This window comes from Streptomyces sp. NPDC002566 (genome assembly GCF_042889585.1).
Taxonomy (GTDB): domain Bacteria; phylum Actinomycetota; class Actinomycetes; order Streptomycetales; family Streptomycetaceae; genus Streptomyces.
The window spans coordinates 1,610,228-1,632,639 of record NZ_JBIARD010000001.1 but is presented as its reverse complement, the minus strand read 5'-3'; the positions used below and the strand labels follow the sequence as shown (position 1 = coordinate 1,632,639).

Annotated in this window: 17 protein-coding genes; 15 read left to right on the top strand and 2 right to left on the bottom strand. The window is 72.5% G+C overall.

Annotation, left to right across the window (positions count from 1 at the left end; all coding sequences use genetic code 11):
- From ACFYXA_RS07180 to ACFYXA_RS07165, 4 genes are all read left to right on the top strand, one after another.
- On the top strand, nt 1–468 hold a 468-nt coding region (locus ACFYXA_RS07180; RefSeq protein WP_389028960.1), incomplete at its 5' end, for an alpha-glucosidase C-terminal domain-containing protein.
- Nucleotides 469–496: 28 nt separating this feature from the next.
- A complete protein-coding gene (locus ACFYXA_RS07175) occupies nt 497–1,858 on the top strand; it encodes a maltokinase (protein ID WP_352251309.1) in 1,362 nt (453 codons plus the stop codon).
- A 3-nt stretch (nt 1,859–1,861) separates the two neighbouring features.
- Complete coding sequence (gene glgB / locus ACFYXA_RS07170) at nt 1,862–4,078, top strand: 1,4-alpha-glucan branching protein GlgB (protein ID WP_389028957.1); 2,217 nt, start codon at nt 1,862–1,864, stop codon at nt 4,076–4,078.
- 55 nt (nt 4,079–4,133) lie between these two features.
- Nucleotides 4,134–5,234 (top strand): glutamate--cysteine ligase, encoded by a 1,101-nt coding sequence (locus tag ACFYXA_RS07165; RefSeq protein WP_389028954.1) that lies wholly within the window; start codon nt 4,134–4,136, stop codon nt 5,232–5,234.
- Nucleotides 5,235–5,258: 24 nt separating this feature from the next.
- On the opposite strand, the gene ACFYXA_RS07160 is transcribed toward ACFYXA_RS07165, so the two are convergent.
- Complete coding sequence (locus ACFYXA_RS07160) at nt 5,259–5,492, bottom strand: DUF6480 family protein (protein WP_351096441.1); 234 nt, start codon at nt 5,490–5,492, stop codon at nt 5,259–5,261.
- A gap of 149 nt (nt 5,493–5,641) precedes the next feature.
- On the opposite strand from ACFYXA_RS07160, the gene ACFYXA_RS07155 reads away from it, so the two are divergent.
- Complete coding sequence (locus tag ACFYXA_RS07155; RefSeq protein WP_352251317.1) at nt 5,642–7,549, top strand: AMP-dependent synthetase/ligase; 1,908 nt, start codon at nt 5,642–5,644, stop codon at nt 7,547–7,549.
- Nucleotides 7,550–7,712: 163 nt separating this feature from the next.
- Nucleotides 7,713–8,147 (top strand): ATP-binding protein, encoded by a 435-nt coding sequence (locus ACFYXA_RS07150; protein ID WP_352251319.1) that lies wholly within the window; start codon nt 7,713–7,715, stop codon nt 8,145–8,147.
- Between the two features lie 131 nt (nt 8,148–8,278).
- Here the strand turns inward: ACFYXA_RS07150 and ACFYXA_RS07145 are convergent, their stop codons facing one another.
- Nucleotides 8,279–8,644 (bottom strand): PRC-barrel domain containing protein, encoded by a 366-nt coding sequence (locus ACFYXA_RS07145; RefSeq protein WP_389028948.1) that lies wholly within the window; start codon nt 8,642–8,644, stop codon nt 8,279–8,281.
- A gap of 190 nt (nt 8,645–8,834) precedes the next feature.
- On the opposite strand from ACFYXA_RS07145, the gene ACFYXA_RS07140 reads away from it, so the two are divergent.
- The 9 genes from ACFYXA_RS07140 to ACFYXA_RS07100 all read left to right on the top strand — a co-directional run bounded on the left by ACFYXA_RS07140 (nt 8,835) and on the right by ACFYXA_RS07100 (nt 22,223).
- Complete coding sequence (locus ACFYXA_RS07140; RefSeq protein WP_352251323.1) at nt 8,835–9,716, top strand: RNA polymerase sigma factor SigF; 882 nt, start codon at nt 8,835–8,837, stop codon at nt 9,714–9,716.
- Nucleotides 9,717–10,002: 286 nt separating this feature from the next.
- Nucleotides 10,003–14,277 (top strand): HAMP domain-containing protein, encoded by a 4,275-nt coding sequence (locus tag ACFYXA_RS07135; protein ID WP_389028944.1) that lies wholly within the window; start codon nt 10,003–10,005, stop codon nt 14,275–14,277.
- A 52-nt stretch (nt 14,278–14,329) separates the two neighbouring features.
- Nucleotides 14,330–16,882 (top strand): SpoIIE family protein phosphatase, encoded by a 2,553-nt coding sequence (locus tag ACFYXA_RS07130; protein WP_389028941.1) that lies wholly within the window; start codon nt 14,330–14,332, stop codon nt 16,880–16,882.
- 275 nt (nt 16,883–17,157) lie between these two features.
- The gene (locus ACFYXA_RS07125; RefSeq protein ID WP_389028939.1) at nt 17,158–17,532 is read left to right on the top strand and encodes an STAS domain-containing protein; all 375 of its coding nucleotides are present in this window, start codon (nt 17,158–17,160) and stop codon (nt 17,530–17,532) included.
- 156 nt (nt 17,533–17,688) lie between these two features.
- Nucleotides 17,689–18,588, top strand: coding sequence for an STAS domain-containing protein (locus tag ACFYXA_RS07120; protein ID WP_389028936.1), 900 nt, complete (start codon nt 17,689–17,691; stop codon nt 18,586–18,588).
- On the top strand, nt 18,585–19,001 hold the full coding sequence (locus tag ACFYXA_RS07115; protein WP_352251332.1) for an STAS domain-containing protein: 417 nt from the start codon (nt 18,585–18,587) through the stop codon (nt 18,999–19,001). Before ACFYXA_RS07120 ends, ACFYXA_RS07115 begins: the two co-directional genes overlap by 4 nt.
- Before the next feature lie 47 nt (nt 19,002–19,048).
- Nucleotides 19,049–19,441, top strand: coding sequence for an anti-sigma regulatory factor (locus tag ACFYXA_RS07110; RefSeq protein ID WP_389029122.1), 393 nt, complete (start codon nt 19,049–19,051; stop codon nt 19,439–19,441).
- The gene (locus ACFYXA_RS07105; protein WP_389028933.1) at nt 19,441–20,487 is read left to right on the top strand and encodes a SpoIIE family protein phosphatase; all 1,047 of its coding nucleotides are present in this window, start codon (nt 19,441–19,443) and stop codon (nt 20,485–20,487) included. The genes ACFYXA_RS07110 and ACFYXA_RS07105 overlap by 1 nt, the downstream gene beginning before the upstream one ends.
- A complete protein-coding gene (locus ACFYXA_RS07100) occupies nt 20,484–22,223 on the top strand; it encodes a PP2C family protein-serine/threonine phosphatase (protein ID WP_389028930.1) in 1,740 nt (579 codons plus the stop codon). The genes ACFYXA_RS07105 and ACFYXA_RS07100 overlap by 4 nt, the downstream gene beginning before the upstream one ends.
- The last annotated feature ends 189 nt before the right edge of the window (nt 22,224–22,412 follow it).

Genomic DNA, 22,412 nt, shown 5'->3' with positions numbered 1-22,412 from the left:
AACGCCGGATTCTCCTCCTGCGACCCCGGCCGGCTCTCCCTGCCCACCATCATGGACCCCGTCTACGGCTACCAGGTCACCAACGTCGAGGCGTCGATGTCGTCGCCCTCCTCGCTGCTGCACTGGACCCGCCGCATGATCGAGATCCGCAAACAGAACCCCGCCTTCGGACTCGGCTCCTACACCGAGCTGCCCTCCTCCAACCCGGCCGTCCTCGCCTTCCTGCGGGAGGCCTCCTCGGAGGACGGAGGGGACGACCTGGTGCTCTGCGTCCACAACTTCTCGCGCTTCGCCCAGCCCACCGAGCTGGACCTGCGCCGCTTCAAGGGCCGCCACCCCGTCGAGCTGTTCGGCGGCGTCCGCTTCCCCGCCGTCGGCGAGCTGCCCTACCTGCTCACCCTCGCCGGCCACGGCTTCTACTGGTTCCGGCTCGCCCGAGCCGCCTCCCGCGTCGGCCGGCGTCGGTGAGCGTGCGTCGAGGAAAGGACGCGTCACCATGCAGAAGACCGCATCTCTGAGCCCGGGCAGTGCCACCGGCGTCCGCTCCACGGGGACGCTGGGCGCTCTGCTGCGCGAGTGGCTGCCGCGGCAGCGCTGGTTCGCGGGCAAGGACCGGCCGCTCCACGACCTGCGTCTGCTGTCCATGACCGAGCTGTATCCGGGCTGTCTGCATCTGCTGGTGCAGACCGGCCAGTCGGGCGTGCCCTCGCCCGGCGGCACTCCCCCGCCCGGGGACTGCTACCAACTGCTCCTCGGCATCCAGCGGCACCAGTCCCCGCGGCTGGGGCGGGCCCTGATCGGCAGGGTGGAGGAGGGGGCGCTGGCCGGCCTCACGGTGCACGACGCGTTGCAGGACCCCCGGTCGGCGCAGCTGCTGCTGGAGCGTATGCGGCACCCCGGCTCCCTCGGGCCGCTGTGCTTCGAGTCCGACCCGTCGAAGCCGGTGCCGGCGGGGCTCGCGCCGCGGCTGATGGAGGCGGAGCAGTCAAACACGTCCGTGGTGTACGGCGACGCCTTCATCCTGAAGGTGTTCCGGCGCGTCCAGCCCGGTGTCAACCCCGACCTGGAGGTGCCGGTCGCGCTGGCCGGGCAGGGGTGCGGCCGGGTCCCGGCGCCGGTGGCGTGGTTCCGGACGACGCATCCCCTGGAGGCGACGCTCGGCGTGCTCCAGCCGTTCCTGCCCGACGCGTCGGACGGCTGGACCCTGGCACTGGACGCCCTCGCCCACGGCGACGAATTCACCGTCGAGGCGGAGGCGCTGGGCCGGGCCACGGCGGAGGTGCACACCTCCCTCGCGGCGGCGTTCCCGGGCGGTCCGCACGCCGACAACGCGCGGACGGCGGCGGGGATGACCGAGCGCCTGGAGGCCGCGGCGCACCATGTGGCGGCGCTGCGCCCGTACGTCCCCGGTCTGACCACCGCGTTCGAGGCGCTCGCCGTGTGCGATCCGGGCCCGCCGGCCCAGCGCATCCACGGCGACCTGCACCTCGGGCAGGTGCTGCGCGCCGGACAGGACTGGTTCGTCATCGACTTCGAGGGCGAGCCGTCCCGTCCGCTGGCCGAGCGGTGCAGCCCGCACTCCCCGGTGCGGGACATCGCCGGCATGCTGCGGTCCTTCGACTACGCCGCCCGGCAGCGCCGGCCCTGGCGGCCGGAGTGGGCGCGCGGCTGCCGGGAGGCGTTCTGCGCCGGTTACGCGGCGCGGGCCGGCTGGGACCCCCGCAAGAAGCACGCGCTGCTGCGTGCCTACGAAACCGACCGGGCCGTGTACGAGGTGCTGTACGAGGCGCGGCACCGTCCGGACTGGCTACCCGTACCCATGGCGGCGATCGAACGACTCGCCGTCCGAGGAGGCTGACCCATGGCTCTGCGCGACACCTCTCTGCCCGAGTCGGCCGGCCCCCGCCCGGGTGCGGCGCCCGCGCTGGACGCGGCGGACCGCGGCCGGCTGCTGGCGGGGGCGCACCACGACCCGCACTCCCTGCTCGGCGCGCATCCGGTGCCGGGCGGGATCGCCTTCCGGGCGCTGCGCCCGTACGCCCGGTCGGTGGCCGTGGTGGTGGACGGCGTGCGCACGCCGCTGGTGTCGGAGGGGGACGGTCTCTTCTCGGCGCTGCTGCCGCTCGACGCGATCCCCGCGTACACGCTGGCGGTGTCGTACGAGCAGGACGGGGCGGACGAGGCCGAGGTGCACGATCCGTACCGTTTCCTGCCCGCGCTGGGCGAGCTCGACCTGCATCTCGTCCGGGAGGGGCGTCACGAGCAGTTGTGGAAGGCGCTGGGCGCGGAGCCGATGGTCCATGAGGGGGTGGCGGGGACCCGGTTCACGGTGTGGGCGCCGAACGCCCAGGGCGTGCGCCTGGCCGCCGACTTCACGTTCTGGGACGGGACGGCGTTCCCGATGCGCTCGCTCGGCGCGTCCGGGGTCTGGGAGCTGTTCCTGCCCGGCGTGGGCGAGGGCGTGAAGTACAAGTTCGAGATCACCTCCCGCCACGGTCACCGTTTCCTGAAGGCCGACCCGATGGCGCGGTGCGCGGAGGTCCCGCCGGACACGGCGTCGATCGTGCACGCCTCGCACTACGAGTGGGGCGACGCGGAGTGGATGGCGCACCGGGGTGACGTCCCCGTGCACGAGGCGCCGTTCTCGGTGTACGAGGTGCACCTGCCTTCGTGGCGGCCGGGATCGGACTACCGCAAGCTGGCGGAGGAGCTCCCGGCGTACGTGAACGAACTCGGCTTCACACATGTGGAGTTCATGCCGGTCGCGCAGCACCCGTTCTCGGGTTCCTGGGGTTACCAGGTCACCGGGTTCTACGCGCCGGCCGCCCGGCTCGGCTCGCCGGACGATCTCAAGTACCTGGTGGACAGTCTGCACCGGGCGGGCATCGGCGTGATCATGGACTGGGTGCCCGCGCACTTCCCCAAGGACGACTGGGCGTTGGCGCGCTTCGACGGGGATCCGCTGTACGAGCCCGGGGACTCGCGGCGGGCCGAGCACCCCGACTGGGGCACCTTCGAGTTCGACTTCGGGCGTACCGAGGTGCGCAACTTCCTGGTGGCCAACGCCACTTACTGGTGCGAGGAGTTCCATATCGACGGGCTGCGGGTGGACGCCGTCGCCTCGATGCTCTACCTCGACTACTCGCGGGACTCCGGGCAGTGGACGCCGAACGTGTACGGCGGGCGGGAGGACCTGGACGCGATGGCGTTCCTCCAGGAGATGAACGCCACGGTGTACCGGCGCAACCCGGGTGTGGTGACGATCGCCGAGGAGTCGACGGCCTGGGGCGGGGTGACCCGGCCGACGGACAGCGGCGGTCTGGGCTTCGGGCTGAAGTGGAACATGGGGTGGATGCACGACTCGCTGGAGTACATCGCCAAGGAGCCGGTGCACCGCAAGTACCACCACCACGAGATGACGTTCTCGATGATCTACGCCTACAGCGAGAACTACGTCCTGCCCATCTCGCACGACGAGGTGGTCCACGGCAAGCAGGCGCTGGTGTCGAAGATGCCGGGCGACTGGTGGCAGCGGCGGGCGAACCACCGCGCCTACCTGGGCTTTATGTGGGCCCATCCGGGCAAGCAACTTCTTTTCATGGGGCAGGAGTTCGCGCAGGGCGCGGAGTGGTCCGAGGAGCACGGGCCGGAGTGGTGGCTGCTCGACCCCGGGTACGCCTCCGCGGGTGACCACCGGGGCGTGCAGCACCTCGTGCGCGATCTGAACACGCTCTACCGCGCGACGCCGGCCCTGTGGCAGCGCGACACCGAACCGGCGGGCTTCCGCTGGGTGTTGTGCGACGCCGCCGACGACAACGTGTTCGCCTTCCTGCGCCACGCCGCCGACGGCACGCCGCTGCTGTCGGTGAGCAACTTCTCGCCGGTGGTCCGCGACGACTACCGGCTCGGCGTGCCCGACGGGGTGTGGCGGGAGGTGCTCAACACCGACGCGGCGCGCTACGGCGGCGGTGACGTGCGTGTCGCCGGCCCGGAGGGGGACGTGCGGGCGCGGAACGGGGAGATCCGGCTGACGCTGCCGCCGCTCGCCACCGTGTGGCTGGCGCCGACGGGCGTGTGAAGGAGGCCCTGCGGGGCATTCGGGTGCGTACCCCCTGCAGAGAGGCTGTGAAGACGTGCGCACCGTCGGAGTGGAGGAGGAACTCCTCCTGGTCGACCCGGAGACCGGTGAACCGCGAGCCATGTCGGCCGCGGTTCTTGCCCGCGCCGAGCGGGACGAAGCCGAGGAAGGCGTCTTCGAGAAGGAACTGCACGATCAGATGCTGGAGTTCGCCACCCACCCGCAGTCGGGCATGGCGGAACTCGGCGAGGAGATCGTGCGCATCCGCGCGGAGGCGGCCCGGCACGCCGGGGAGATCGGCTGCGCCGTGGCGGCGCTGGCGACGTCGCCGCTGCCGGTGCTGCCCTCGGTCGGCATGAACCGCCGCTACCAGTGGATGGCGGAGCACTACGGCATCGCCACGCGTGAGCAACTGGTGTGCGGATGCCACGTCCATGTGTCGGTGGATTCCGACGACGAGGGCGTAGCGGTCGTCGACCGCATCCGGCCGTGGCTGTCGGTGCTTCTGGCGCTGAGCGCCAACTCGCCCTTCTGGCAGGGGAACGAGTCGGGGTACAGCAGTTACCGCAGCCGGGTGTGGGAGCGCTGGCCCTCGGCCGGGCCGACCGAGCTGTTCGGTTCGGCGGAGCGCTACCACCGGCGGGTGGCGGACATGGTCGCCACGGGCACGATCCTCGACGACGGGATGATCTACTTCGACGCCCGGCTGTCGGCGCGCTATCCGACGGTGGAGATCCGGGTGGCGGACGTCTGTCTGCACGCCGGGACCGCGGTTCTGCTCGCCACCCTCGCCCGGGGTCTAGTGGAGACGGCGGCGCGTTCCTGGAAGGCCGGGGAGGAGCCCGTCGACCACAGTGTGAGCCTGCTGCGGCTGGCCGGCTGGCAGGCCTCGCGCTCCGGGCTCACCGGTGAGCTGCTGCATCCGGCGACCATGCGGCGGGCGCCCGCCGAGACGGTGGTGAACGCCCTGCTGGACCACGTCTCGGACGCGCTGGCCGACAGCGGGGACCTGGAGCGGGCCCGCGAGGGCTGTGCGGCGCTGCTGCGCGACGGCAACGGGGCGCGGATCCAGCGCGAGGTGTGGGAGCGCACGGGCAGCCTGCGCGAGGTCGTGACGGCCTGCGTCAGCCACACCCAGGCCGGCGGGGCACACTAGGCCCCCGCCCGCCGGGAGCGGCGCTCAGAGGATCAGGAGCAGGGCGTAGGCCAGGAAGAAGGCCGCGACCAGTACGGTCAGGACGATGATCAGGGTGAGCGGGGCCTTGGCCCAGCCCTTGGTCGGGTTGTGCGTCTCGCGTGGGCCGGCCTCGGGCAGGCTGCTCTCCGCGGGCGGCGTCTCGCCGGGCGGAACGCCGCCTCCCGGTTCGAGACCGGTGCTGCGTTCGGGTTCGGGGTCGGGACTGATGTGGGTCATGTCCCCCGAGTCCCCCGACCTTCGAGATCATCAACGCGGATTACTAATCCGTTCGCGGCCACAAACGGTCCCGCCTGGGCTACATTCGACCACCGTCGATGACTGTCCTCATCGGCTGAGTCACACCCCGTACATGTCAGGAGCAGCGCATGCGCCACGTAGCCCTCGCTCCCCCAGCCGCCCCGCCCCTGACCGGAGGGCTCGCCGACAGCGTCTTCGAGACGGCGGCCCGCACCCCCGCGCTTCCCGTGCTCGCCCGCCGTTCCGCCTCCACGGGAGAAGAGGAGTGGGTGGAGGTGACGGCCCTCGAACTGCGGGACCAGGTGGTCGACCTCGCCAAAGGGCTCGTCGCCTCCGGGATCTCGCCGGGCCACCGTGTGGCGATCATGGCGCGCACCCGTTACGAGTGGTCGGTGCTGTGCCACGCCCTGTGGGCGCTGGGCGCCGAGGTCGTCCCCATCTATCCGACGTCCTCCCGCGACCAGGTGGAGTGGATCCTGCGGGACGCGGGCTGCGTCGGTGTGGTCGTCGAGGACGAGCAGAGCGTGATGACGGTGGGCTCGGTGTGCGCGAACCTGCCCGCCCTGCGCCATGTCTGGCAGTTGGACACCGGCGCGATGGACGAACTCGCACAGCTGGGCCGGACGGTGTCGATCACCTCGGTGGACTCGCTGCGCCGGATCGTGCTGCCGGACTCCACCGCGGTGGTCGCCTACACCTCCGGCACCTCGGGCCGCCCGCTGGGCTGCGCCCTGAGCCACCGCAGTCTGGCCGCGCCCTGCGACACACTGCTGGCCGGCTGGGGGCGGACGGCGGCGCCGGCCGGGAAGCAGGCCTCCGTGCTCGCCTTCCTGCCCTTCTCCCATGTGTACGGGCTGATGATCCAGGGGCTGTGTCTGCGCGGCGGCATCCTCATGGGCCACGAGCCCGACCTGAGCGCCACCGCGCTCGCCGAGGCGCTGCGCACCTTCCGGCCGACATATCTGTACGCCGTCCCCTCCGTGTTCGAGAAGATCTACAAGAACTTCCTGCGCACCGCCCAGCAGGAGGGCCGGGGCGCGGTGTTCGAGCGGGCCGCGGAGACGGCCCGGGACTTCGCGGCCGCCGTCGAACGGCAGCGGCTCGGCCGGGGCTCGGGGCCGGGCTTCGACCTGCGGCTCCAGCACGCCCTGTTCGAGCGCACGGTGTACCGCAGACTGCGTGCCGCCCTCGGCGGGCGCGTGCACCGCGCCACGTCGGGCGGCTCGCCGCTCCACCGCGACCTGTCCCTGTTCTACGAGGGCATCGGCATCTACGTGCACGACGGGTACGGGCTGACCGAGACCGCCGGCGGGATCACCATGCAGCCGCTCGGCCGGGAGAAGACGGGCACCGTGGGACAGGCCCTGCCGGGCAACGAGATCCGCGTCGCGGACGACGGGGAGATCCTGGTGCGCGGCCCGTCCGTGTTCCAGGGCTACATCAACGACGAGGGCGCAACCCGGGCCGCGCTGCGGGACGGCTGGCTGGCCACCGGCGACCTCGGGACGCTGGACGACGAGGGCTACCTCACCATCACCGGCCGCAAGAAGGACGTCATCATCACCAGCAGCGGCAAGAGCGTGGCGCCGGCCGCGCTGGAGCAGCGGCTGCGGATGCATCCGCTGGTGCACCAGGCGGTGGTCGTGGGCGACAACCGGCCCTGCGTGGGCGCGTTGATCACGCTGGACCCCGACTTCCTGGCGCACTGGCGCGGCGGGCTGGCGCTGCACAGCGACGCCTTCAGCCGGGAGGACCGGGAGGAGAACGCCCTGCGGGACGAGATCGGCCGGGCGGTGGCCGCGGCCAACAGCGCGGTGTCCCGCTCCGAGTCCATCCGCTGCTTCCGGATCCTCCCCCAGCCGTTCGACCAGTCCAACGGTCTGCTCACCCCGTCGATGAAGCTGCGCCGGGACTCGATCGTGCGGCACTACGCGGCCGAGATCGAGGCGATGTACCAGGCGCGCGCCCGGCCGCCCCGGCAGAGCCCGGTGGAAGAGGTGCTCAGCTGGGACGACGCCGACGACGTGTTCCGCTGACGGACGCACCCGGCGTGGCCGCGCGGTGGCCCGGCGTATCTCACATGCGGCCGTGGGGAGCCGGACGCGTAGCCTGCGCCGCCTCGGGAACCCTGTTGAGTGCGACGAGCAAGCTGCGGAAGAAAGGACGACGGCCCCGGCCACAGCGGGCCGCAACTACGACATGGCAACCGAGCCCCGTGGTAACGACTCACTGACCTCCTGGGCGATCCCGGGCCGCACCGCCCGATTCTCGGGCGAACCGCACGACGTGACGGGCGCGCGACTGGCAGCCGAGGAGTTCCTCCGTGACCTGTCACGGGTGTCCCGACCCGCGGCACCCGAGTACTGGCATGACATCGTGCTGATCGTCACGGAGCTGTCCGCGAACGCGGTCCAGTACGCGCCGGGTCCCTTCGAACTGCATCTGCGTCCCACGTTCGACGGCGTGCACGTCACGGTGCACGACACCAACCCCACTCCGCCGGCGCCCCGGCCGTTCCACCCCGACAGCGGGGGCGGCGGCATCGGCTGGCACCTGATCCACACCCTGTGCAGCCAGGTCAGTGTGGTCGCGGACGACAAGGGCAAGGACGTGCACGTCTTCCTGCCGTGGTGATTCCCGCCGTGCCGAGGGACCCGGGTGAGGACTCGGCTGAGGATCGGGTGAGCGGCGCGCGGGCGGCTCCCTGACGACATGCCCGTGACGGCATGCGAGCATCCGGGGCCCGCCCGCGCGGCCGTCGGCGGTCAGGCCGTGGTCGTCCCGTGCGGGGCCAGCCGGTGGTAGTACTCGGCCACGGCCGCCAGATACGCGGGGTCCATGGTCTCGCTGTCCGTAGTGAACCGGGGGGCCTCCTTGACCTGGTCCCCGGTGCAGGACAGCACGATGGAGCGGGCCTGCGTGTCGACGGACCGCACGACCCCCGCCGGGACCACGGCGCTGCGCCCGAAGAGCCAGACACCCGTGTCGACGACCAGGTGCCACATGCCGTGGTGGCCGTCCTCCCGTTCGACGTGGCCTATGGTGCGGTCGGCCGCCACCACGTCATACCCCGTCAGGTCCTCTCCCGCCGCATGCCCGCTGCCTGCCGGGTAGGACCAGATTCCGTCCATGGTCACGCTGCTCCCTTCTCGATTCCACACCCCGGATACCCGCGCCCCGCGCGGGCATTCGGCGGATTCGGCCGACGCCGGCGGCTGGTGCGTCCGCAGCGGTGTGGGGTGGGGAAGGAAGGGCACACGGAGTCCGTCCTTGATCAAGTCCGACGGTCCACGGCGGGCATTCACGAACGGAGTGAGCGGCATGAATGCCGTGACGGCACAGGCGAGAGAGACCACGGCGGAGCCGGAGGCCGCGGACGGCCTCCCGGAGGGGGTCCCGGTCGTCGAATCGCCCACCCAGGTCAGCCCGAGGGACGCGCGACAGCTCTCGCGCCGGTTCTTCGACCGGCTGGCCGTGCTGGAGGAGGGCACGCGCGAGCACCAGTACGTGCGCAACACGTTGATCGAGATGAACCTGTCGCTGGTGCGGTACGCGGCCTCCCGGTTCCGCGGCCGGGGCGACTCGATGGAGGACATCGTCCAGGTCGGGACGATCGGCCTGATCAAGGCGATCGACCGGTTCGAGCTGTCCCGCGAGGTCGAGTTCACCTCGTTCGCCGTGCCCTACATCGTCGGGGAGATCAAGCGCTTCTTCCGCGACACCAGCTGGGCGGTCCACGTGCCGCGCCGGCTCCAGGAGGCGCGGGTCGAACTGGCCCGGGCTACGGACGAGTTGCAGACCAGGCTGGGCCGGATGCCCACCACGCGCGAGCTGTCGCAGCTGATGTCGCTGTCCGAGGAGGAGGTCATCGAGGCCCGCAAGGCCGCCAACTGCTACACCTCCGCCTCGCTCGACGCCGCCCTCGTCGCCGACGGCGGCACGGACGGCGAGTCGGTGCTGGCCGACTTCATCGGCGTGGAGGAACCGGCGCTGGCGCTGGTGGAGGACTTCCACTCGCTGGCGCCCCTGATCGCCGAACTCGGCCCGCGGGAGCGGCGGATCCTGCATCTGCGCTTCGTCGAGGAGCGCACTCAGGCCGAGATCGGCCAGGAGCTGGGCATCTCGCAGATGCACGTCTCGCGGCTGATCAGCCGGCTGGTGAGCCGGCTGCGCACGGGACTGCTGGGCTCCGAGCTCGCCTGACTCGCGCGACCTCGCCACCGGGGGCCGGTACGGACCGCGAATCCTCTCCAGTACCCCGCATCGGGCCGTGTATGCCTGATGAGCGCCCGGTGGAAATCCTGTGTGCGCAAAATACGCGACGCTTTGTTCCGCCCCCGGCTCGTGGGTTAGCCTTCGGCGTATTTCTCTCGTCAGCGCACATCCGTGAACTGCGGAAATACACGCACGACGTGCGGTGCCGCCCACCCGGGCGGCCCGCGTTCCGAGCCCCCGCCGGGGGCTCCTGGGGAGCGGAACGAGGGTACGGATGACCAGCAACGCGACCGAGGTCGTCGACACGGTCCCCGGCGAGGAGCTCAGGCGGCTCCTCGCCGGGCTCACCGCCGTACGCGACGGCGACTTCGGCACCCGTCTGCCCGCCGACGGCGACGGGCTGATGGGCGACATCGCCACCGTGTTCAACGGCATGGTCGACCAGCTGTCCGTGTTCACCTCCGAGGTCACCCGGGTGGCGCGGGAGGTCGGCACCGAGGGCACCCTCGGCGGTCAGGCCGAGGTGCCGGGGGTCTCCGGGACGTGGGCGGACCTGACGGACTCCGTCAACGCGATGGCGGGCAACCTGACCACGCAGGTCCGTGACATCGCCCAGGTGGCGACGGCGGTGGCCAAGGGCGACCTGTCGCAGAAGATCGACGTGCCGGCGCGCGGTGAGATCCTCCAGCTGAAGGAGACCGTCAACACGATGGTCGACCAGCTCTCCGCCTTCGCGGGCGAGGTCACACGCGTCGCCCGCGAGGTCGGCACCGAGGGCCGCCTCGGCGGGCAGGCCCAGGTGCCGGGCGTGGCCGGCGTGTGGCGCGACCTCACCGACTCGGTCAACTTCATGGCCGGGAACCTCACCGCGCAGGTCCGCAACGTCGCCCAGGTGACCACGGCGGTCGCCAAGGGCGACCTCTCCCAGAAGATCACCGTGGACGCACGCGGCGAGATCCTCGAACTGAAGAACACCATCAACACGATGGTCGACCAGCTCTCCGCCTTCGCCGACGAGGTCACACGCGTCGCCCGCGAGGTCGGCACCGAGGGCCGCCTCGGCGGACAGGCCGACGTCAAGGGCGTCAAGGGCACCTGGCGCGACCTCACCGACTCGGTGAACTTCATGGCGGGCAACCTCACCGCGCAGGTCCGCAACGTGGCGCAGGTGGCCACGGCGGTCGCCCAGGGCGACCTCTCCCAGAAGATCACCGTGGACGCCCGCGGCGAGATCCTGGAGCTGAAGAACACCCTGAACACGATGGTGGACCAGCTGTCCGCCTTCGCCGACGAGGTCACCCGTGTCGCCCGCGAGGTCGGCACCGCCGGCAACCTCGGCGGTCAGGCCACGGTGCGCGGGGTGTCGGGCACCTGGAAGGACCTCACCGACAACGTCAACGTGATGGCGTCGAACCTGACGGGCCAGGTGCGCTCCATCGCCCAGGTGGCCACCGCCGTGGCCCGGGGCGACCTGTCGCAGAAGATCACCGTCGAGGCCAAGGGCGAGGTCGCCGCGCTCGCCGACGTGATCAACACCATGGTCGACACCCTGTCGGCGTTCGCCGACGAGGTCACCCGTGTCGCCCGCGAGGTGGGCACCGAGGGCCGCCTCGGCGGACAGGCGCACGTGCCCAACGTGGCCGGCACCTGGAAGGACCTCACCGACAACGTCAACTCCATGGCCAACAACCTCACCGGCCAGGTCCGCAACATCGCCCTGGTGACGACGGCGGTGGCCCGGGGCGACCTGTCGAAGAAGATCGACGTCGACGCCCGCGGCGAGATCCTCGAACTGAAGACGACCATCAACACGATGGTCGACCAGCTGTCCGCGTTCGCCGACGAGGTCACCCGCGTCGCCCGCGAGGTCGGAACCGAAGGACGCCTCGGCGGACAGGCCGAGGTGGAGGGTGTCTCGGGCACCTGGAAGCGGCTGACGGAGAACGTCAACGAGCTGGCCGGGAACCTGACCCGGCAGGTCCGTGCGATCGCCGAGGTGACGAGCGCCGTCGCCGAGGGCGACCTGACCCGCTCGATCACCGTGGAGGCCTCCGGCGAGGTCGCCGAGCTGAAGGACAACATCAACTCGATGGTGGGGTCCCTGCGCGAGACGACGCTCGCCAACCAGGAGCAGGACTGGCTCAAGACGAACCTGGCGCGGATCTCCGGTCTGATGCAGGGCCACCGGGACCTGCCCGTGGTCGCCGAGCTGATCATGGACGAGCTGGTGCCGCTGGTCGCCGCCCAGTACGGCGCGTTCTACCTCGCCGAGGACGGCAGGAAGGGCCCGGAGCTGCGGCTCGTGGGCGCCTACGGCTACCCCGACGACGACTCCCGCCCGACCCGCATCCCGTTCGGCCGCTCCCTGGTCGGCCAGGCCGCCCGCAGCCGCCGTACGATCACGGTCGACGAGCTGCCCGCCGGGTACGTCGCCATCTCCTCGGGGCTCGGACAGGTCGAGCCCAGCGCGCTGGTGCTGCTGCCGATCCTGTTCGAGGGCCAGGTGCTCGGCGTGATCGAGCTGGCCTCGGTCACCGCGTTCAAGGAGATCCACCGGGACTTCCTGGAGCAGCTCAGGGAGACCATCGGCGTCAACGTCAACACCATCGTGGCGAACGCCCGTACCGACGAGCTGCTCGACGAGTCGCAGCGCCTGACCGCCGAACTCCAGGCCCGCTCAGCCGAGTTGCAGTCGCAGCAGGAGGAACTGCAGCGCTCCAACGCCGAACTGGAGGAGAAGGCCTCGCTGCTGGTGGCGCAGAACCGCGACATCGAGGCGAAGAACCTCCAGATCGAGCAGGCGAGGCAGGAACTGGAGGCGCGGGCGCAGCAGTTGTCGCTGGCGTCGAAGTACAAGTCGGAGTTCCTGGCGAACATGAGCCATGAGCTGCGCACCCCGCTCAACAGCCTGCTGATCCTGGCCCAGTTGCTGGCCCAGAACCCCTCGCGCAACCTCACCCCCAAGCAGGTGGAGTACGCGGGGATCATCCACTCGGCCGGCTCGGACCTGCTCCAGCTGATCAACGACATCCTGGACCTGTCCAAGGTCGAGGCGGGCAAGATGGACGTCTCGCCGGAGCGGGTGCCGCTGCGTCAGCTGCTGGAGTACGTCGAGGCGACGTTCCGTCCGATGACGACGCAGAAGGGCCTGGACTTCACCATCAGCACCGCGGCCGGCGCTCCGGCGGACCTGCTGACGGACGACTCGCGGCTGCGTCAGGTGCTGCGCAACCTGCTGTCCAACGCGGTGAAGTTCACCGAGCAGGGCAGTGTGGAGCTGCGCATCGAGCCGGTGGCGCCGGAGGAGGTGCCCCAGGGGGTGATCCGGGGCGGCACGGTGGTCGCGTTCCGGGTCAAGGACACCGGCATCGGCATCCCGGAACAGCAGTTGGAGACCATCTTCGGCGCCTTCCAGCAGGCCGACGGCACCACCAGCCGCAAGTACGGCGGCACGGGTCTCGGGCTGTCCATCACCCGGGAGATCGCCCATCTGCTCGGCGGTGCGGTGACCGTCGACAGCACGCCCGGCAAGGGGAGCACGTTCACGCTGTACCTGCCGGTCGCCCGGGGCGACTTCGAGGAACTGCTCGCCGGCGGACGGCCGGTGGAGCGCGGTTCCGAGGAGCGGCCGGCGCCGCTGATGGCGCCCGCCCCGGGGCTGCCGCTGTCGCCGGGCGGGACCGGTGGTCGTCCGCGCCGGCTGCTCGTGGTGGAGGAGCGGCCGCGCGGGCTGCTGACCCTCGTCGCGGAGAGCGTCGTGGCGGACATGGCGCGCAGCCGGGAGGACGGCGCCCCGCCGCCGCCCGTGGACGTGGTGACCGCCGTGGGGGCGCAGGAGGCGGCGGGCGCGCTGGCCGCCGAGCCGTGCCACTGCGTGGTGCTGGAGCTGGGCATGCCGGACGCGGAGGCCTCCCGCTTCCTGGAGGCGCTCCAGGCCGACTCGGCGCTGACGGGCGTGCCGGTGCTGGTGCACAGCGGGCACCGGGCCGACCTGGCGCAGGAGGAGACGCTGCAGTCCCGTTCGGCGGGCCGGCCGCTGGAGTTCCTGTCCAGCCTGGACGAGCTGCGTGAGCGCATCACCCTGCACCTGTCGGCCGAGCAGCCCGGGGACGTGCTGGCGCTGGTCCGCCCGGACGAGCCGCAGCCGGTGGGCCCGCCGCCGGTCGACGACGCCGTCGTGGGCCGTACGGTCCTCGTCGTGGACGACGACGCGCGCAACCTGTTCGCGCTGAGCGGCATCCTGGAGCTGCACGGCATGCGGGTGCTGCACGCGGAGAACGGGCGCGAGGGCATCGAGACGCTGCGCAACAACCCGGACGTCGCGCTCGTGCTGATGGACGTGATGATGCCGGAGATGGACGGGTACACCGCCACCGCGGAGATCCGCACCATGCCGCATTACGCCGAGCTGCCCATCATCGCGGTGACCGCGAAGGCGATGCCCGGGGACCGGGAGAAGAGCCTCGCCTCGGGCGCCAGCGACTACGTCACCAAGCCCGTCGACACCCATGATCTGATGTCCTGCGTACGCCGCTGGCTGACCGTCTGAGAGCGCCCGCCCGCATCCGCCCCCGGACGTTCCAGCCGAGGAGTCTTCGCACGTGAGCATTCCCGAACAACCGCACGAGAGGAACGACGCTCCGGCCGAGGCCGGCCGCGACGGCGCGGCCCGGCCGTTCGCGGACGGGACGGCCGGCGTGTCGCCGTCCCCGGGGCAGGCCACCGCCGTCGCGTCGCGCGCGGACCGCTCCCCCGAGGGCCGGTCCGGTGAAGGCCGGGCCGGCGAGGACGGGGAGACGCCCACCCCGGTGGGCCGGCTCGCCGCGACCGTGGCACGGCTGCGGCGGGAGGTGCGGGCGGCGCAGGCCGAGGCCGAGGGCCGGGCCCTGGTCGAACTCGCCAAGGGCATCCTGGTGGAGCGGCTCGGATGCGGCCCGGCGGAGGCGGCCCGCCAGCTCACCGAGCTGGCCCGGCAGGCCGCGGTGACGCCGCTGGAGTTCGCGGTGGAGGTCATCAACCAGGCCGCCCGGGACCGCGTGTCGGAGGTGACCGACGCCTTCATCGCCACCGTCTCCGGCGTCGACGAGGGCCGCGCAGAGGGGCTCGGCGAGGGCCTCGGGGAGGACTCCGCGGCCGTGCGGCTGCGGGCCGCCGAGAGCGGGGCGCTCGCCGCGGACGACACGCAGGCCGTCGCCGACTCGCTGCTCCAGCACGCCCTGGGCCCGCTCGGCGCGGTGGCGGTGGCGATCTGGGCGGCCGGCCCGGACGGCTCGCTCACGCTGGCCGGCAGCGCCGGCTTCGCCCCCGCGGAGGCGGCGCGCTGGCGTTACGTCCCGCCGGACGTGGCCACGGTGGCCCGGCGGGGCCTGACGGAGCGTTCGGGGCAGTGGATCCGCTCGCTGGCGCACACGGGCGTGCCCACCATCGGCCGGCAGCTGCACCCCGACGGCGGCCGGGTCGCCCTGCCCGCGGGGACCGGCGGCCGGGTGCACGGCGTCCTGGAGATCGCCTGGCCCGCCCCGCTGGAGCCGCAGCCGCCGCAGGTGGTGCGCCAGGTGGAGGCGCTGGCCGAGCTGTGCGCGCACACCCTGCAGACGTACACGGACGCCGAGGGCTCCGACCGGGAGCCCCGGGTGCTGCCCGACGCCGCGGAGCTGATGGACCTGGCGGACGGGCTGCACGACCCGGCGCTGGTCCTCGTGCCGCACATCGACGCGTCGGGGCAGCTGGTGGACTTCCGCATCCAGCACGTCAACGACCGCTTCCTGGACCCGGCGGGCCGGCCCCGGGCGGTGGTCAACGGCGCCCTGATGCTGGAGGCGTACCCGATGTCCGCCGGCGGGAGCGACCTGTTCCAGCGCATCGAGCGCGTCTACGCCACCGGTGAGCCGTTCCGGGCGCGGCGGATGAGTCTGACCGCGCTCGTGGACGAGGTGCCGCTGTCGGCGGTCGCGGACCTGAGCATCAGCCGGCACGGCACGTGCGTGCTGCTGATCTGGCGCATCGAGGACGAGACGGCGCGGCTGGCGAGCCTGTTGCAGCACGCGCAGCGCCTCGGCCGCATCGGCGGCTTCGAGGAGAACGTGCTGACGGGCGAGACCACCTGGAACGGGCAGATGTTCGCCCTGTACGGGCGGGACCCCTCCGCTTCCCCGGTGCCGCTGGAGGAGCTGGGGGCGCACGCCCACCCCGACGACGCGGTACCCGTCGGGCGGTTCCTGCGCACGCTGATGCACCACCGGCGGCCGTCCTCGGCGGCCTTCCGCCTCCAGCGGCCGGACGGGGTGACCCGGCACATGCGGATCGTGGCCGAGCCCGTCCTGGACACCGACGCCCGGCTGGTCGCCGTACGCGGCGCCTACCAGGACATCTCCGCGCAGCACTGGACGGAGGTGGCGCTCGCCGCGACGCGTGACCAGCTGGCGCAGACCGAGCAGCAGGCGAGCGAGCGCAACCGGCTCACGCTTCAGCTCCAGCACGCGATCATGCCGCCGACGCACACGCCGCTGGCGGTTCCCGGGCTGCAGGTGGCGGTGCGCTACCGGCCGGCCGAGGAGGAGCAGCTGGTGGGCGGCGACTGGTACGACACGGTGGTGCTGCCGTCGGGGCTGGTGATGCTGTGCGTGGGCGACGTCGCCGGGCACGGCATCGAGGCGGCGACGTCCATGGTGGTGCTGCGCAACGCGCTGCGCGGACTGGCGGTGACCGGGGCGGGTCCGGGGCAGCTGCTGTCGTGGCTGAACATCGTGGCCCACCATCTGACGGGCGCCGTGACGGCGACGGCGGTGTGCGGGCTGTACGACCCGGTGCGGCGCACCCTGCGGTGGGCGAGGGCCGGCCATCTGCCGCCGGTGCTGGTGCGCGAGGCGAACGCGGCCCCGCTGCCCCTGCTGAAGGGGATGCTGCTGGGCGCCGTGCCGGAGACGGCGTACGAGGAGGACGAGGTCCAGCTCGCGGCCGACGACACGCTGCTGATGTACACGGACGGGCTGATCGAGCGGCGGGACCGGTCGGTGGAGGAGTCGCTGACGCATCTGCTGAGCGAGGCCCGCACGGCCGTGGCGACGCTGGACCAGCAGCTGGACCGGCTGCTCACGTACAGCAGGTCGGACACGGACGACGACACCTGCATCGTGGGCATCAGGCTGGGCTGACCGGGCCGCGCGCCGTCATGAGGGGTCCTCGCGCCGTGAGCGTCCGCATCAGGGCGCGGCGCGAGGACCCCTCAGGGGTTCCCGCGGAATCTTCGGTGCATGAGCGACGGGTTCGTGGGTATCCGCTCGTGCGCGGTGCGAGGCCGGGAGCGGAAGGCGAGGGGGGAGACGAGGCAGGGCCCGGTGTCGGCCGGAGGATCCGTCCCGACCGCGCTCGACCCGTACCGCAGTCACCCCCGGGCACGCGCCCGGACCGTCAGTTTTCGGAGGTACTCGTGTCCATCGCCCAGAACCCGTTGTCCGTCGAGGTCACCCTGCCCCGCGAGGACGTGGCCCTGGTCACGGTCGAGGGGCATCTCGACCTCGACACGGCGACCGAGTTCCAGGCCCATCTGGCGAACCAGCTCCATCACGGCAGGCGGCACTTCCTGCTGGATCTGTCCGCGGTGCCCTTCATGGACTCCTCCGGGATGAACATCATCCTGCGCGTGTACCAGGAGGCGCGGAACCTGCCGGGCAGTGTGCACGTGATCGATCCCACGCCGGCGGTGCGTCGGGTCCTGGACCTGACCGGGGTGAGCCTCACGGTGCCCGTGTCGGACAAGGTGGAGGACGCGTTGGCCCTGATCGACGGCCCGCAGCAGGCCTGATCGAGGGGAGCGGTGATCGTTTGACAGTCGTGCGGGCAGGCCAAGAGAGTGGGCCGGTCGGGGACCTGGTTAGGGTTGTCGTCCGGCAAGGGTCACCCCGCGTCACCGTCGTCTGCGGCGGTGACGGGGCAGTGGGACGCAGATGAGGAGCGAAGAGTGCCGGAGCACGAAGCGGCCGCGGAACACCGTACGCCGACGGAGGAGGTAGGGGCCTTCCTGGGCCGCCGCCGCGAGCAGATCGCCCAGCGGTGGGCTGACGAGTCCTTCTTCCGCACCGTCTTCACGGTGTCCCGGGACGAGGCGGTGGACGCGGGCCGCGCCGTGGTGGACGCCCTCGCGGACGTCGTCCGCTCCGGCCGGGTGGAGAACTCCGACAGCTCCGGTTTCGCCGCGATCCGCGAGCAGCTGTCCCGGATGACCTCCGCCCGCTCCCGGTTCGGCCTGAGCACGGCCCAGGTCTCCGGTGAGGTGGACGCGCTGCGGGCGCCCGCCGTGGACCTGCTGGTCGCCGACCTGGCCGACGCCTCCCCGGATCACGTGAGGGAGTGCAGCTCGACCCTCACCGTGCTGATGGGCACGCTGCGGCTGGTGGTCACGGAGACCGCGCTGACCGAGGTGCAGGCCCTCAACGACCGGCAGCAGCTCCAGCTGCTGGAGGTGGCCACGCCGGTCATCCGGCTGTGGGACGGCATCGTCGCCGTCCCCCTGATCGGCACGCTGGACAGCGCCCGCAGCCAGGTCGTCATGGAGACGCTGCTGGAGGCGGTCGTCGACCAGCAGGCCAAGTACGCGATCCTGGACATCACCGGTGTGCCGACGGTGGACTCGCTCGTCGCGCAGCACCTGATGAAGACGGTGGCGGCGGTGCGGCTGATGGGCGCCGAGTGCGTCGTCTCCGGCATCCGGCCCGCGATCGCGCAGACCATCGTCCACCTCGGTCTGGACCTCGGCACCGTGGTGACGCGGGCCGGTCTGGCCGACGCCCTGTCGTACGCCCTGCACGGGCTGGGCGCGGACATCGTGCACTCGGCGGCCGGCGGTGCGGGTCAGCGGTGAACGGCCATTTCTCCCCCACCGGCGGGGCAACCGTGCCGGTGCTCAGGCTGGGTGACATCCTGCTGGTCACCCTTCAGGGTGATCTGCACGACAGCACGGCGGAACAGCTCCAGCACGACATCGTGGAGGCGATCGCCCACAGCCGGGTCACCGGCGTGGTCATCGACATCTCCGGTGTGGAGATCGTCGACTCCTTCCTCGGCCGGGTGCTGGCCGAGATCGGGGCGAACGCCCGGCTGCTGGCCGCGCAGACCGTCGTGGCCGGTATGCGGCCCGCGGTGGCGATCACCCTGGTGGAACTGGGTCTGACGCTGCCGGGACTGCGTACGGCGCTGAGCACCGAGGCGGCGCTGGCGCTCCTCGGCTCGACGGGCTCCCCGGCTGCGCGCGGCCCGCGCGGGGAACCTCGGTGAGCGGGACGGCCGCGGGCGTCGAGGCCCGCCTGCCGATCCGCTCCGACATGGATCTGGCGTGGGTACGGCAGCATGTGCGGCAGGCCGCCGCCGCGCTCGGCTTCAGTCTGGTCGAGCAGACCAAGCTGGTCACCGCGGCCAGCGAGCTGGCCCGCAACACCCTCGTGTACGGCGGGGGCGGCGAGGTGGAGACCATGCGCGTCGCCGAGGGGCGGGTGCAGGGGCTGCGGCTGGTCTTCTCCGACCAGGGGCCCGGCATCGCCGACGTGGAGCGGGCGCTCAGCGACGGCTTCACCTCCGGCGGCGGCCTGGGCATGGGGCTCGGCGGGGCGAAGCGGCTGGTGCACGACTTCGCCATCGACAGCACGCCCGGTGCGGGCACGACGGTCACGGTGACCTCGTGGGCGGCCCGCCCGCCCCGCCAGCGCGAGGAGGTCTGATGCCCCGGGTGTGGGAGGTCCCCGTGCACGACTCGACGCGGGTGCGCGACGCCCGGGTGGCCGCCGAGGAGGCGACCGCCCTCGCGCGGCTCGACGAGTCGCGTGCGGCGGCCGCCGCGCTGGTGGCGACGGAGCTGGCGACCAACCTGCTCAAGCACGGCGGCGGCGGTCAGCTGCTCGTCGAGGTGGTGGCGCCTCCCACCGGCCAGGCGGGCGGCGTGGTGCAGATCGCGGCCGTGGACCACGGGCCGGGCATCGCGGACGTCGGCGCCGCGTCCGGCGACGGCTTCTCCACGGCGGGCTCGCTGGGCGCGGGCCTGGGCACCTGCCGGCGGGTGGCCGACGACTTCGACCTGCACAGCCTCCCGGGCCGCGGCACGGTCGCGCTGGCCCGGGTCGGCGCGAGCCGGCCGAAGACGTACACGCGTGAGCCGGTGCCGGCGCGGGCCGGCGGGGTGAACGTCCCGTTCGCCGGGAGCGCCTTCTCGGGCGACGCCTGGACCTTCGTGCGCGCCGAGGACCGGCTGACGCTGATGCTGGCCGACGGGCTGGGCCACGGCCCGGGGGCCGCCCGCGCGTCGAGCGCGGCGGTCGAGGAGCTGCACCGTTCGGCCCATCTGCGCCCGGCCGAGGTGCTGGGCCGCCTGGACGGCGCGCTGCGCGGCACTCGCGGCGCGGCGGTCGCGCTGGCCCAGCTCGACCTGCGGGCCGGGCGGCTCAGGTTCGCCGGCATCGGCAACGTGGGGGCGCGGCTGCGGGAGGGCGACAACTGGCGGCATCTGCTGTCCCGGCCGGGCATAGTGGGGGTCCACCGCCCCACGTCGCTGCCCGAGACCGAGGCGGCCTGGGGGGCGGACCGGCTCCTCGTGCTGCACAGCGACGGTCTGCCCAGCCGCTGGACGCCGCCGTCCGACCCACGGCTGCCCGCCATGGACCCGGCGGTCGTCGCCGCGGTCATCGTGCGCGACGCCAGCAGCTCCGCCCGCCCGGTGCGTGACGACACCGCCGTGGCCGTCCTGTCCCCGACCCCACCGGACCGCCCATGATGCGTACCTGGCAGATCACCACCGTCACCGACGCGGCCCGCGCGCGGATCGCCACCGCGCGCCTGGCCGCCGCGTTCGGCGTCGCCCCGCTGGAGCGCACCCGGCTGGCGAGCGCGCTCAGCGGGCGGCTGCGCCAGTGTCTGACGAAGGGCGGCGCGTGGCGGCTCACCCTGGAGACGTCGGAGGGCGTGCTGCGCGCCGAGATCGCCTCCTCCCCCGCCGCCGGGGAGCCGCCGTGGCACGTCACCGTGCCGTGTCCCGAGCCGGCCGACGCCTCGGTCCTCCACGGGGTGGCCGACGACCCGGCGGTCCTCGCCGAGGCCCTGCTCGGTGCGGACGAGGACACCGCCGTCGTGCTGGACAGACTCGCCGAGCAGGAGGAGCTGGTGCTCTTCCACCGGGAGGAGCTGCACCAGACCAACCAGGGCGTCCTGGCGCTGCACGCCGAGCTGGACGCGGCCGGGCGGGCGCAGCGGGAGGCCTTCGCGGCGGAGCGCGCGGCGCGCCAGGAGGCGGAGAGCGCCCGGCGCCGGCTGACGTTCCTCGCGGACGCCAGCGCGGCGCTGACGGCGTCCCTGAACCACGAGGAGATCGTGCGCCGGCTGCCCGAGCTGCTGGTCCCGGAGTACGCGCGCACGGTCGACGTGTGGCTCTTCGACGCCGAGGACGACCGGCATCCGCCGGCCCCGGGGACTTCGTCGTCAGCCGCGGCGGCGGTGGTCGCGGGTCGCACCGGACGGCCCCAGTACGCGGCCGACCACCCCGGCGGGCTGCCCGGCGTGGACGACCTGCCGCCGTCGGAGACGCACCCCGGCACGCCCGTGCTGTGCATCCCGCTGCCCACCCGGCACACCCCGCTGGGCGTGCTGACGCTGACGCCGCCCGGCGAGCGCTGGGACCCGGACGACGCGGTGATGCTGATCGAGCTGACCCGGCGGGCCAGCACCGCGCTGGAGAACGCGCGGCGCTTCGAGCACAACCGGGACATCGCCGAGACCCTCCAGCACGCGCTGCTGACGCAGTTGCCGACGATCGAGGGCCTGAACCTGTCGGCGCACTACCTGCCGGCGACGTACGGGCTGAACATCGGCGGCGACTGGTACGACGCGTTCCGGCAGCCGGACGGTTCCCTGATCACCGTCATCGGCGACGTGACCGGGCACGGGCTGCACGCGGCGGTGATGATGAGCCAGCTGCGCACCGCGCTGCGCGCCTACGCCGTCGACGGCGGCAGCCCCGGCGTGCTGCTGACCCGGCTGCACACCTTCCTGCACCATCTCCAGCCCGACCTGTACGCGACGGCGGTGATCGCCCGTTTCACGCCCGGCGACCCGGTGCTGACCTGGGCGGCCGCCGGACATCCGCCGCCGGTGCTGCGGGAGCCGGACGGCCGGGTGCGCACGCTGGGCGCCAAGCCGGGGGCGATGCTGGGCATCCCGCTGCGCCAGGAGATCGCCGACCACACCGAGCCCCTCGTGCCCGGTACGACGCTGGCGCTGTACACGGACGGTCTGGTCGAGCGGCGTGCGCAGGGCATAGACCCGGGCATCGAGCGGCTCGCGGCGGCGCTCGGCTCGTTCCGCACCGAGGAGCTGGACGCGGATCTGCGCGGTTCGGCGGAGCGCATCCTGCACCCGTTGCTGAGCGACTCCGAGCGCGACGACGACGTCTGCCTGCTGCTGTCCCACATCGACAGCCGTACGGCGACGGTGTCCACGGGGTCCACGGGGTCCTGACTTCACGAGCCCGAGGGGCCGTGACGGGCGCGATCGGGATGCGGCGAGGACCTCGGGGGGAGAATCGGCAAAACGTTCGTCTGCATGCTCCGCTCCACTGGCGCGAGCACTACGGTCGCGGTGGGATCGATCGGCGAGGTGCGAAGCGCCGTCCGGCGGGAACGCGCATGACGTCGAGGAAGACCGCCT

Coding starts and splice junctions, on each gene's coding strand:
- ACFYXA_RS07175 (WP_352251309.1), top strand. CDS start 497: ATGCAGAAGACCGCATCTCTGAGCCCGGGCAGTGCCACCGGCGTCCGC.
- glgB (WP_389028957.1), top strand. CDS start 1,862: ATGGCTCTGCGCGACACCTCTCTGCCCGAGTCGGCCGGCCCCCGCCCG.
- ACFYXA_RS07160 (WP_351096441.1), bottom strand. CDS start 5,492: ATGACCCACATCAGTCCCGACCCCGAACCCGAACGCAGCACCGGTCTC.
- ACFYXA_RS07155 (WP_352251317.1), top strand. CDS start 5,642: ATGCGCCACGTAGCCCTCGCTCCCCCAGCCGCCCCGCCCCTGACCGGA.
- ACFYXA_RS07150 (WP_352251319.1), top strand. CDS start 7,713: ATGGCAACCGAGCCCCGTGGTAACGACTCACTGACCTCCTGGGCGATC.
- ACFYXA_RS07145 (WP_389028948.1), bottom strand. CDS start 8,644: ATGGACGGAATCTGGTCCTACCCGGCAGGCAGCGGGCATGCGGCGGGA.
- ACFYXA_RS07140 (WP_352251323.1), top strand. CDS start 8,835: ATGAATGCCGTGACGGCACAGGCGAGAGAGACCACGGCGGAGCCGGAG.
- ACFYXA_RS07135 (WP_389028944.1), top strand. CDS start 10,003: ATGACCAGCAACGCGACCGAGGTCGTCGACACGGTCCCCGGCGAGGAG.
- ACFYXA_RS07110 (WP_389029122.1), top strand. CDS start 19,049: ATGGATCTGGCGTGGGTACGGCAGCATGTGCGGCAGGCCGCCGCCGCG.
- ACFYXA_RS07105 (WP_389028933.1), top strand. CDS start 19,441: ATGCCCCGGGTGTGGGAGGTCCCCGTGCACGACTCGACGCGGGTGCGC.
- ACFYXA_RS07100 (WP_389028930.1), top strand. CDS start 20,484: ATGATGCGTACCTGGCAGATCACCACCGTCACCGACGCGGCCCGCGCG.